Source organism: Otoolea muris (assembly GCF_943193115.1).
In the GTDB taxonomy this organism is placed as follows: domain Bacteria; phylum Bacillota; class Clostridia; order Lachnospirales; family Lachnospiraceae; genus Otoolea; species Otoolea muris.
Map to the genome: position 1 here is coordinate 1 of NZ_CALPCY010000039.1, position 11608 is coordinate 11608.

The 11608-nt window shown below is 55.7% G+C and carries 8 protein-coding genes and 1 pseudogene; all 9 read left to right on the forward strand.

Features of this window, described 5'->3' with window-relative positions:
* Nucleotides 1–85: 85 nt before the first annotated feature.
* The 9 genes and pseudogenes from NFS31_RS18775 to NFS31_RS18815 all read left to right on the forward strand — a co-directional run bounded on the left by NFS31_RS18775 (nt 86) and on the right by NFS31_RS18815 (nt 11542).
* The gene (locus tag NFS31_RS18775) at nt 86–592 is read left to right on the forward strand and encodes a Crp/Fnr family transcriptional regulator (protein ID WP_251498583.1); all 507 of its coding nucleotides are present in this window, start codon (nt 86–88) and stop codon (nt 590–592) included.
* Nucleotides 593–651: 59 nt separating this feature from the next.
* On the forward strand, nt 652–2283 hold the full coding sequence (locus NFS31_RS18780; protein WP_251498585.1) for an ABC transporter substrate-binding protein/permease: 1632 nt from the start codon (nt 652–654) through the stop codon (nt 2281–2283).
* A pseudogene (locus NFS31_RS18785) lies at nt 2280–2996 on the forward strand (amino acid ABC transporter ATP-binding protein); the annotation flags it as partial. The gene NFS31_RS18780 and the pseudogene NFS31_RS18785, both read left to right, overlap by 4 nt.
* A 375-nt stretch (nt 2997–3371) precedes the next feature.
* A complete protein-coding gene (locus tag NFS31_RS18790) occupies nt 3372–3671 on the forward strand; it encodes an STAS domain-containing protein (protein ID WP_251498587.1) in 300 nt (99 codons plus the stop codon).
* Nucleotides 3668–5422, forward strand: coding sequence for an MATE family efflux transporter (locus NFS31_RS18795; protein ID WP_251498589.1), 1755 nt, complete (start codon nt 3668–3670; stop codon nt 5420–5422). Before NFS31_RS18790 ends, NFS31_RS18795 begins: the two co-directional genes overlap by 4 nt.
* Before the next feature lie 43 nt (nt 5423–5465).
* Nucleotides 5466–7136 (forward strand): GH3 auxin-responsive promoter family protein, encoded by a 1671-nt coding sequence (locus NFS31_RS18800; RefSeq protein ID WP_251498592.1) that lies wholly within the window; start codon nt 5466–5468, stop codon nt 7134–7136.
* Between the two features lie 84 nt (nt 7137–7220).
* Nucleotides 7221–8846: a PP2C family protein-serine/threonine phosphatase gene (locus tag NFS31_RS18805; protein ID WP_251498595.1), complete on the forward strand. Its 1626-nt coding sequence runs from the start codon at nt 7221–7223 to the stop codon at nt 8844–8846.
* On the forward strand, nt 8843–9250 hold the full coding sequence (locus NFS31_RS18810; RefSeq protein ID WP_251498599.1) for an ATP-binding protein: 408 nt from the start codon (nt 8843–8845) through the stop codon (nt 9248–9250). Before NFS31_RS18805 ends, NFS31_RS18810 begins: the two co-directional genes overlap by 4 nt.
* A gap of 195 nt (nt 9251–9445) precedes the next feature.
* Complete coding sequence (locus tag NFS31_RS18815; protein ID WP_251498601.1) at nt 9446–11542, forward strand: elongation factor G; 2097 nt, start codon at nt 9446–9448, stop codon at nt 11540–11542.
* The last annotated feature ends 66 nt before the right edge of the window (nt 11543–11608 follow it).

Genomic DNA, 11608 nt, shown 5'->3' on the forward strand with positions numbered 1-11608 from the left:
ATATAGATTTATTAGATTGGACGTTGTAACTGTTAACCAGTAGTCATTTTTGACTACACCATTATTATACTAGGAGAATTGAATAATGGATGACTGGAGTGTGGACTCAAGGAAGAAGTGGAAGCTTAAGACCTTTCAGGAGGATGAGGTGATCCTCCGGGAGGGGGAGGTGTGCGGGGAGATGTATAAGATTATCTCCGGTTCTGTGGCAGTTTACAACCGGTATGGGGAGAGGGACGAACATCTGATTGGGATTTATTCAAAGGGGCGGTGCTTTGGGGAGCTGAATGTGCTGTCAGATCTGCCGGGGGTGTATACAGTGGTGGCGTATAATGAGGTGCTTGTGATGCGCATCACAAAAGACGCGCTGGAGGAGTTTATCAGGACGAACCCCAGAAATGTAGTGGATATGATGCAGAATATGGCGCATACGATTCGGGTGATGCAGAGGAATATCAGTTTTCTGCTGGATGATTTCTCCGGGAAAATGGATGATGATTTGAAGAGAAGCGAAGAGATCCGGCAGAAGATCATGCAGTATGGGATGATGTACGGCGGGACGGATGCGTACCGGTATATGAGCCAGGGATAACGCGCTGCGGTAAGATATAAAGAGCGGGACGGATAAACGGACAGAATTGAGAGGGTTCAATGAAAGAGAGCGGAAAACGGGCGCGGCGGGCATTTGGAACAGCGGGATGCGGGCATGCGCGCCGCGCTGTTCTGGCGGCGCTGCTGCTTTTCGCCTGCCTTTGGGGCGGATTTGCCGCGCATGCAGCGGAGGCAGGGGGAGAAGACAGGGAAAAGAAAACGGCGGACGTAAGCGCTGCTAAGGAGGACGCCGGCCTTGCCGGTATGAAAGGAAAGACGTTTGCCGTGGCGGACGGCGCGGTCTTTGACCAGCTTGTGAGCGCGGCGATCGGGGATGCGCAGTTTTTATATTACAGCAATGTCGCGGATGAGGTGATGGCGCTGGAAAACGGCAAAGTGGATGCAATCGCGCTGGACGAACCGGTGGCAAGGCTTTTGGCCGCGCAGAATCCCCGGGTCCGGATCATGGAGGGGTATGTCTATGCAGACGACGCCTACGGTCTGGGTCTTGCAAAGGACAGCCGCTTTACGGAGCAGGTAAATGAGATTATCCGGAGATTCAGAGAGGACGGGACGCTTGAGGATATGGCCCGGCGATGGTTTTCGGGGGATGAGGCGCAGATGGCGATACCAGAGGATCTGCGGGCGGACGGAAATAACGGCGTGCTGCGCTATGTGCACGGCGTGACCACAAAGCCGATGTGTTATTCAACAGAGAGCGGCGCGGGCACGGGGTACGAGGTGGAGCTCGTGCAGCGTATTGCCTGTGAGCTGGATATGGAGCTTTCGCTTGTGCAGGCCGATTTATCTGCGCTGATTCCCATGCTTGTCTCCGGGAAAGCGGATATTGTGAGCAATTGTATGAGCATCACAGAGGAACGGAAAAAAAGCATCGATATGTCGGAGAGCTATTACACGGGCGGCGTTGTGCTGGTTGTTTTAAACAAGGACGGCGGAAACGGCGCCGCGGGGGAGAAGAAAGGCTTTGTGGGCGCCTTAAAGGACAGCTTTTATAATAATTTCGTCAAAGAGATGCGCTGGAAGCTTCTGGCAGGCGGCCTGGGGGTGACGCTTGTGATCTCTGCGTGCGCAGGCTGCATCGGCATGGCGCTCGGGTTCGGGCTTTGTATGATACGGCGCTCCGGCCCGCTGTTTTTTAGAAGAGCGGCGGCGGCTTTTGTGCGGGCCATACAGGGAACGCCTGTGCTGGTGCTGTTAATGCTGATCTATTACGTTGTCTTTGGCGGGGTGGACATTCCTTCGATGGCGGCGGCAATCATCGGATTTTCCATCAATTTCGCGGTCTATGTGTCAGAAATGATGAAAACCGGGATCGAGTCCGTGGATCCGGGACAGACCGAGGCGGCGCTGGCGCTTGGCTATACGGGAAAGCAGGCGTTTATGAAGATCGTAATGCCGCAGGCCGCCAGGCATTTCCTTCCGGTCGTTAAGGGGGAATTTATTTCCATGGTGAAGATGACGTCTGTGGTGGGCTACATTGCCATACAGGATCTGACCAAGGCGTCGGATATCATCCGGAGCCGGACCTATGAGGCGTTTTTCCCGCTGATCGTCACAGCCGTGCTGTATTTTCTGGCGTCATGGCTTGCAGCCTCCCTGATCGGCCGCGTGGAAATTTCACTGGATCCGAAGCGGCGCAGAGAGATTTTAAAGGGGGTGAACACGCATTGATCCATATCAGAAACTTGAGAAAAGAATACCCCGGCGCGACGCCGCTTAAGGATGTCAATGCGGATATTCATAAGGGGGACGTGATTTCCATCATCGGGCCCTCAGGCACGGGAAAGAGCACGCTGCTGCGCTGCTTAAACCGTCTGGAAACGCCCACCTCGGGAACGGTTCTCGTGGGCGGGAAAGATATTTTAGAAAGGAATGCGGATCTGCCGGCCCTGCGGCGCAGGATGGGTATGGTGTTTCAGAATTTCCACCTGTTCGCGCATCTGAGCGTGATCGAAAATCTCATGTGCGCTCCCATGGAGCTTTTGGGCAGGCCGAAGCAGGAGGCATACGATCGCGGGATGGAGCTTCTTCACATGGTGGGCCTGGCCGGAAAGGCGCTTTCGTATCCGGACGAGCTGTCCGGAGGGCAGAAGCAGCGGGTTGCCATCGCGAGAACACTCGCCATGGATCCGGAGATCGTACTGTTCGACGAGCCCACGAGCGCGCTCGATCCCACGATGGTGGGAGAGGTTCTTTCCGTGATGCGGCGTCTGGCCGGAGAGGGCTTAACGATGCTGATCGTTACGCATGAGATGAAATTTGCGAGAGAAGTGTCCACACGCGTATTCTATATGGATCAGGGCGAGATCTACGAGCAGGGGACGCCGGAGCAGATTTTCGGGCATCCCTCCAAGAAGCTGACGCGGATGTTTATCCGCCAGCTAAAGGAGCTGAAGGCGGATATTACGCCCGGAACGTTTGATTTCCCGGGCTTTATGACACAGATAGAGGAATTCGGAAGAAAGCGTCAGCTCTCCCAGCGCCAGATCTATGCGGCGCAGCTTGCGGCCGAAGAAGTATTGCTGCAAAAGCTTCTGCCTGCAGCACCCCCTGATATGAGCTTTGCGCTGGAGTACAGCGAGCGGGAGGGCCAGGCAGTTATCCGCATTATATATGGAGGCGCCCTGTTCCACCCCTTTGAGGATCCGGAGGATCTGTCGGCCCGGATACTGAAGGCGGTCGCAAAGGAACTGCAACACAGCTATCAGGATGGTGAAAACCATCTGATAATAAAATTATAAGGAAATGAGGTAGATGGTATGAACATGAAACAAACGGTAAACGGAAATGAGCTGTGCATTGCCCTGGAGGGCAGGCTGGACACAACGACAGCGCCGGAGCTGGAGAAGGCTTTAAAGGCCGGGCTGGACGGCGTGAAGGAGCTGGTCTTTGACATGACCGCCCTGGATTATCTCTCATCCGCCGGGCTGCGCGTGCTTTTGGGAGCGCAGAAGAGCATGAATAAGCAGGGAAGCATGAAGGTGGTTCATGTGAATGAAACGATTATGGAGATCTTTGAGGTGACCGGTTTCGCGGATATTCTTACCATAGAAAAATGAGTAAACCGGTAACCTCCTCCGTCTCTCTGGAGCAGAACGAAAAATTTTTAAAAAAAGCTTACGGAAAAGCCCTGATCCCCTGCATGCTGTCCATTTTAAGCGGCAATATCAATATTCTGGCGGACGGCATTCTGGTAGGGCAGCGGCTGGGCACAGACGCTCTGGCCGCGATCAATTTCAGCCTTCCCGTGTATCTTGTGCTCTGCATCGCGGGTTCTTTTATCGTCTCGGGAACCGCGATCTGCGCGTCGGAGGCCATTGGGAATAACCAGGCGGAGAGGGCGCAGGCCCTGTACCGGGCTGCTGTGTTCTGGTGCGCCGTTTCATCCGCGGCGATTACAGCGGCAGGGCTGTTTTTTCTAAAGCCTCTGACCGGGCTGCTGTGCGGGGAGGAGGCTGTGGCAGGTCTGACAGCACACTATGTGGGCGTGACTCTGGCAGGGGCGCTGCCTAAAATCATGATTTATATTCCGTTCTGGTACCTGAGGCTGGACGGCAAAAACGGGCGCGTAACGGCGATGATGGTTCTGATGGGCGCGGGAAATGTGCTGTTGGATCTGCTGTTTCTGTATGTGTTCGATATGGGGGTCTTCGGGGCCGCCCTGGCGAGCGTCCTGGCAACCGCCGCGGCCTGCGCGCTGGGCTTTTTAAGCCTTTGCGATGCGAAAAGCAGCTTTCCGTTCGGTTTTGGCATTTCCGGCGGGGGAGTTCCCTTTGCGCGCATCGCAGAGGCGGGCAGCCCGTCGGCGTTAAATAACGTATTCCAGACCCTGCGCGTGGCGGCTGTCAACGCGCTGCTTCTCAGGCACGGAGGGAGCGCCCTGGTGGCGGCGTTTACGGCGGTGAGCTGTATCGGCGCGTTTGAGGAGAGCGTGACCGGCGGCGTGCCGCAGGCGGCGTCCGCCATGCTCGGCATTTACAGCGGGGAGCACGATAACCGGAGCGCCCGGCTGCTGCTCATCAGGGAGGTCAAGAGCGGGATTTTCTGGTGCCTTGTGTTTTGCGCGGTGATCCTTGCCGGAGCGGAGACGGTTTCTTCTCTGTACGGCCTTTCAGTATCTCTGCTCCCTGCTTTTGCCTGTATGGCGCTTGGCATGATTCCGGCGCTTCTCAACAGTATTTTGTCAGGGTATTACAATGTCGCGGGCCGGACGATGTGGTCTAACGCCGTCATTTTGCTGCGCGTGTTCCTTGCGCCGTGCGTGAGCCTGGTTCTGCTGTTTCGCGCCGGGCAGAGCCCGTGGTGGTTTTTATGCTCCGGCGAGCTTCTGACGCTGTTTCTGTGGGCGGCGGCGACAGGGGTTTACCATCGCCTGCGCCCGGAATATTCCCGTTTTCTCCTGATGGATCATGCGCTGGAAAAGGCGGGAAGAGTGATCAATTTTTCTGTTAAGGGAGAGGCGGAGGATATCTGTGACGCCAGCGGCAAGATCACGGTTTTCTGCGAGGAAAACGGGATGGTTCCCGGACAGGTCATGCGCGTGAGCCTGGCAATGGAGGAGCTGATGACCCTGATCACGTCCGTGAACCAGGAACGCGTGGAATTTGACTTAAGGGTCTATTCCCTGGAGGGCGTGATTGGGATCCGCATCCGCTACAGCGGCATGGAATTTAACCCGCTCAGCAAAACAGCGGGGGGAGAAGCGCCGGAGGACGACATGTATATGGGCGTCCGGATGATCGAGGATCTGGTGGAGACAACGGTGTACCAACGGACCTTTGGCATGAATACCATTCAGATTTACATATGACGGCGGATATGGCGGACGATGCGGCAAAGGAACGGAGGAAGCGATGAAAACCAATTACGCAAAGCTGGGACAGGAGGCCATGGCGCGCCTGGAGGCTTCATGCAGCCGGGCGGCGTTTGTACAGCAGGCGCTGCTGGAGGGCCTGCTGCGCCGTAACCGCGATACCGTGTACGGCAGGAAATACGGATTTAACTCCATCCGGAGCGCAGAGGAGTACCAGAAGCGGGTTCCGGTTTCTTCTTACAGGGATTATGAGGCGTACATTCTGCGCATGATTGACGGGGAGGAACGGGTTCTGACAGCGGAGAGGGCGGCCTATTACTGCATCAGCTCCGGGACGACGGGGGAGGCGAAGTATGTGCCGCTTACGGAAACGGATCTGAATATCCAGTGTATTTACGCCTACAGCGCCGTGTTCGGGATGGTTCGGGAGTATTACAAAGATTGGCCGGGGGACGATATTTTTGGGAAAATATTTCAGATCGGTGAATTTGCCCGCACCTGCATGAAAGACGGGACGATGAACGGTATCCGCTCGGGCTGTATTTATCAGTGGATGGACCGGGACGGGGGATTTGACGCGTCGGATTACTGCGCGCCCAAAGAGGTTCTGTTTCCGGACGAGCTGGAGGATCTGCTCTATGTGAAGGCGCGGTTTGCCCTTGCGGAGCGCGGGCTGCGCGCCATACACGGCGTGTTTGTCAACCGGGTGGCGGGCGCGATGGACTATATCCGGCGCAACTGGGATACGCTTTTGCGCGATATGGAGACCGGGGGCGTCGATGCGGGGATTCCTCTGAGCGGCAGATGGAGGGATTTTGTTAAAAAAAGCCTTCCGCCGGATCCGCAGCGGGCGCGGGAGCTTGGCCGCTATTCAGGAGAGGATCTCCGGAGGGGGATGATACAGAAAATATGGCCGGATGTCCGCTATGTGCTGGCCATCGGCGGCAAAACCTTTCCCTGGTTTACGGAGCGCATGAGGGAGTACGCCGGGAATATACCCATCCATTCCTACGCGTATGCGGCCTCGGAGGGAATCTTCGGCCTGGCGGAGCGGATGGACGGGACGGATGCTTACATCCTGCTTCCGGAGACAGGCTTTTTTGAATTTCTGCCTCTGGAAAGGGAGGCGGGGGGAAACCGGCGTCCGCTTTTTATGTGGGAGCTTCGCAAAGGAATGCGGTACGAACTGCTGTTTACCAGCCATTCCGGCTTATACCGGTATGAGATGGGGGATGTAATCGAGGTCTCGGGCTTTCATGGACAGGCCCCGGTTGTGCGGTTTTGCTACCGGAAGCACCAGATCGTAAACATCGCAGGGGAGAAATGCAATCAGGAGCAGTTGGAGGCGGCCGTAGAGGAATTTGCCCGCGGGGCGGGCCTGCGGATCGCGGGGTATTCCGTTCAGGAGGATCTATCCGGCGCGCTGCCGCGGTATCTGTTTTACATCGAATACGAGGGCGCGCTGGCCGCGGGAGCCGAAGAGCGGCTGGATTCCTGCCTGTGCCGGGCAAATTTCGAGTATAAAGGCTGCAGGCTCATGCATGAGATTGGCCGGCCGCGCATTTCCCGTCTCTGCGCGGGGAGTTTCAGGCGCTACGAGGCCCGTCTGGCCGCAGGCGGGAGCATGATGGGGCAGCACAAGGGGATCCGGATCCTGGACACAGAGGAAAAAAAGCAGTTTTTTGCATCGCAGCAGGCGGCCGCCCTTTAGATATTATGTACTCTCGGAATCCCGCTGCGCCTGATTTCGAGAGTACATTATTGGAAATACAGGCAATAGAAAGGAACGTCAGGCATGAAAAAAAGGATGACGGGAATCACCGCAAAGCTCACCCTGGGCGTTATCATCTTTGGTATCCTTCTGGGAGCGATCATCAGCGCGATCGGCTACCGGGAATTTACGTCTGTTTTGGAACAGCAGTACAATGATTCCGCCTATGAGATCGCGGAGACGGCGCTTCAGTATTTAAACCCCGACCGGTTTGAAGAATATCTCTCAACCGGGCGGCAGGATGAGGAGTACAGGCGGATTGAGCGCCTGCTCGACGATCTCGTGGAAGCCACGGATACGACGCTGATCTACGTCGCCAGGGTGGATGAGTCGGATTACAGGACGCTGACCTACATCTATGATTCCGTGAACTCCCAAAGCGGATTTGACCGCTATCCGCTTGGCTATACGGCTATCGGCGTGGATGAAAAGTACGTCAATAACGTCCGTAATATCATCACAAAAGGGGAGCGCGCCACGGAATATCTTTACGCCTATTCAGAGGAGTCCGGGGCGCATACGACGGCCGGCCTGGCCGTGCGGGACGGCAAAGGGACTATCGTGGCGATCCTGGGAGTGGAAAAGGCCATGACCCGGCTGGAAAATGCCCGCAATACGTATGTAAAGCATGTGGTGACCGGAGTCCTGATTGCGGTCTGCCTGTTCCTGCTCGCATACAGCGCCTTTCTGTACCGGGAAATGCTCACGCCCATCCTGGCGGTCACAGACGAGGCGAAGCGCTTTGCCGATACAGGCGCGCCCTCGGACGCGCTGCTCTCCATACAGAAAACGGACGAGATCGGCGTGCTGGCAAAGGCCGTGCACAAGATGGAAAGCGACATCGTCAAGTATATGGAAAATCTGACCGCGGTCACGGCGGAAAAGGAGCGGATCGGCGCGGAGCTCTCGATCGCGACGCAGATTCAGGCCGATATGCTGCCCAGCATTTTCCCGGCCTTCCCGGAGCGTCCGGAATTTGACATCTACGCGACCATGAACCCCGCGAAGGAGGTCGGCGGCGATTTCTATGATTTCTTCATGGTAGACGAACGTCATTTGGCCGTCGTCATGGCCGACGTTTCCGGAAAAGGCGTTCCGGCGGCGCTGTTCATGGTGATCGGCAAGACCCTTATCAAGGATCACACACAGCCCGGCCGCGATCTGGGAGATGTATTCACAGAGGTCAATGATCTGCTCTGCGAATCCAACAGCGAGGGCCTGTTTATCACCGCCTTTGAGGGCGTTCTGGATCTCGTGAGCGGCGAGTTCACATTCGTAAACGCAGGCCATGAGATTCCCTTTATAAGCAAAAAAGGCGGCGGCTTTGAACCGTACAAAATCCGCGCCGGCTTTGTCCTCGCGGGCATGGAGGGCATGCGCTACCATTGCGGCAGCCTGCGCCTGGAGCCGGGCGACCGGCTGTTCCAATACACGGACGGCGTGACAGAGGCGACGAACCGGGACAAGGAGCTCTACGGCATGGAGCGCCTTAAGGAGATTCTGTGCCGTCATGCCGGCGAGCCGCCGGAGGCGCTGCTCACGCACGTAAAGAGGGACATCGACGCATTTGTCGGAGAGGCCCCGCAGTTTGACGATATCACCATGCTGTGCATGGAATACAGGGAGCGGATGGAGGAGAGAAAACAATGAAGGAACTGACCATTGACGCCACAATTGAAAATATCACGCAGGTAACGGCCTTTGTGGACGAGCAGCTCGAAGCCCTTGACTGTCCCCTGAAGGCGCAGATGCAGATTGACATCGCGATCGACGAACTGTTTGGAAATATTGCGCATTACGCATACAACCCCGAGATCGGCCCGGCCACAGTGCGCGTGGAGGTGCTGCAGGATCCGCTTGCGGTCGTGGTGTCCTTTATCGACAACGGGATTCCCTACGATCCGCTCGCCAAAGAGGACCCGGACGTGGCGCTTTCCGCCGAGGACCGCGAGATCGGGGGGCTGGGGATCTATATGGTAAAGAAGAGTATGGATGAGATCACATATGAGTATAAGGACGGGCAGAATATTCTTCGGATTAAGAAGGCGATATGAGGAACCCGTTCATGCTGTAATCGCGTAAGGCCGCCCGGGGCAGGTTCCTGTTGGATATAGAACCTGCTCCCGGCGGCCTTCTCATAGAATCAATCCGCTCCCGATTGTCTGAAATGTTACATTTCACTTGAAATTATCTCTGTTTTCTTGTACAATATCAACATGGACTAAAATTAATATACGGGAGGAATTTATATGAATGTATATGGGACGAAACAAATCCGTAATGTGGTTTTATTAGGTCACGGCGGCGCGGGAAAGACGACGGTTGCAGAGGCGCTGGCCCTGGTGACAGGCGTGACCAAGAGGATGGGTAAGGTTCCGGACGGAACGTCGATCAGCGATTATGATAAAGAAGAGATAAAGCGCCAGTTCTCTATTTCCACATCACTGATTCCGCTTGAATATCAGGGAGAGGAAGGCCCGCTGAAGATCAATATTTTAGATACTCCCGGTTATTTTGACTTTGTGGGCGAGGTGGAGGAGGCCATCAGCGTGGCTGACGCGGCCGTGATCGTGGTAAACTGCAAGGCCGGCATCGAGGTTGGCACGGAGAAGGCATGGGAGCTGTGCGAGCAGTACAGCCTGCCGCGTCTCTTCTTTGTGACCAATATGGACGACGACCACGCGAGTTTCCGCGAGCTGATCTTAAAGCTTGAAAAGCGCTTTGGCCGCCAGATCGCGCCCTTACAGGTGCCGATCCGTGAGAACGAGAAGTTTGTGGGCTTTGTAAATGTGGTAAAGATGGAAGGCCGCCGCTTTACGAACTTAAGCGATTATGAGAAGTGCGATATTCCGGAGTATACGCAGAAGAACTTGGGGATCGTGCGCGACGCCCTGATCGAGGCCGTGGCTGAGACGAGCGAGGAGTATATGGAACGCTACTTCTCCGGCGAGGAGTTTACGCAGGAGGAGATATCAAAGGCTCTCAGGGAGCAGGTGACGGACGGAAGCATCGTTCCGGTGCTGATGGGCTCCGGCGTGAACGCGCAGGGCTTCAACCATCTGCTGCAGGCCATTGACAAATATTTCCCGTCGCCGGATAAGTTCGAGTGCGTCGGCGTGGATGTATCCACCGGCGAGCGTTTTACGGCGAAATACAACGACGACGTGTCCTTATCCGCCAGAGTGTTTAAGACCGTTGTGGATCCCTTTATCGGCAAATATTCCCTGATGAAGATCTGCACCGGATGCTTAAAGCCGGACAGCGTGATTTATAATGTAAACAAGGACGCGGAGGAGAAGGTGCAGAAGATCTATCTCTTAAGAGGCAAGGATACGATCGAGGTTCCGGAGTTAAAGGCCGGCGACATCGGCGCGGTAGCCAAGCTTACCGTGACCCAGACAGGGGATACGATAGCGGTCCGCACGGCGCCGATCGTGTACCACAAGCCGAAGATTTCCACACCGTATACGTATATGGCGTACTCGGCCAAGACCAAGGGCGACGAGGACAAGGTTTCCAGCGCTCTGTCAAAGATCATGGAAGAGGATCTGACGCTTCGCTCGGTCAACGACCCGGAGAACCGCCAGAGCCTGCTCTACGGCATCGGCGATCAGCAGCTTGAGGTGGTAGTGAGCAAGCTGCAGGCGAGATATAAGGTGGATATTGTCTTGAGCAAGCCGAGATTCGCGTTCCGCGAGACGATCCGCAAGAAAGTCGAGGCCCAGGGCAAGCACAAGAAGCAGTCCGGCGGACACGGCCAGTACGGCGATGTAAAGATGGAATTTGAGCCCTCCGGCGATCTGGAGAAGCCCTATGTATTTGAGGAGAGAGTGTTCGGCGGCGCGGTTCCGAAGAACTACTTCCCGGCCGTGGAAAAGGGCATCCAGGAATGCGTCCTTAAAGGACCGCTGGCAGGCTATCCGGTTGTGGGCTTAAAGGCCACGCTGGTGGACGGCTCCTATCACCCCGTAGATTCCTCTGAGATGGCGTTCAAGATGGCCGCCACCCTGGCATTTAAAAAGGCGTTTATGGATGCAACCCCGGTTCTCCTTGAGCCGATCGCGTCCTTAAAGGTCACGGTTCCGGATAAATTCACCGGCGACGTGATGGGCGACTTAAACCGCCGCAGAGGCCGCGTGCTGGGCATGAATTCGGATCACCACGGAAAACAGATCATTGAGGCAGATATTCCGATGTCCGAATTGTTCGGCTACAATACGGATCTGCGTTCCATGACGGGCGGAATCGGACTGTATTCCTACGAATTCAGCCGCTACGAGCAGGCGCCGGGCGATGTCCAGAAGAAGGAAGTCGAGGCAAGGGCTGCAGAGAACGAGAAAGAATAATATATATAGTGAACGACAAAAATTTTTGTTTTTGGCGTTCACTGCGCCGATTTTGCGCTACGTGAA

Coding starts and splice junctions, on each gene's coding strand:
- NFS31_RS18810 (WP_251498599.1), top strand. CDS start 8,843: ATGAAGGAACTGACCATTGACGCCACAATTGAAAATATCACGCAGGTA.
- NFS31_RS18805 (WP_251498595.1), top strand. CDS start 7,221: ATGAAAAAAAGGATGACGGGAATCACCGCAAAGCTCACCCTGGGCGTT.
- NFS31_RS18815 (WP_251498601.1), top strand. CDS start 9,446: ATGAATGTATATGGGACGAAACAAATCCGTAATGTGGTTTTATTAGGT.
- NFS31_RS18780 (WP_251498585.1), top strand. CDS start 652: ATGAAAGAGAGCGGAAAACGGGCGCGGCGGGCATTTGGAACAGCGGGA.
- NFS31_RS18790 (WP_251498587.1), top strand. CDS start 3,372: ATGAACATGAAACAAACGGTAAACGGAAATGAGCTGTGCATTGCCCTG.
- NFS31_RS18795 (WP_251498589.1), top strand. CDS start 3,668: ATGAGTAAACCGGTAACCTCCTCCGTCTCTCTGGAGCAGAACGAAAAA.
- NFS31_RS18775 (WP_251498583.1), top strand. CDS start 86: ATGGATGACTGGAGTGTGGACTCAAGGAAGAAGTGGAAGCTTAAGACC.
- NFS31_RS18800 (WP_251498592.1), top strand. CDS start 5,466: ATGAAAACCAATTACGCAAAGCTGGGACAGGAGGCCATGGCGCGCCTG.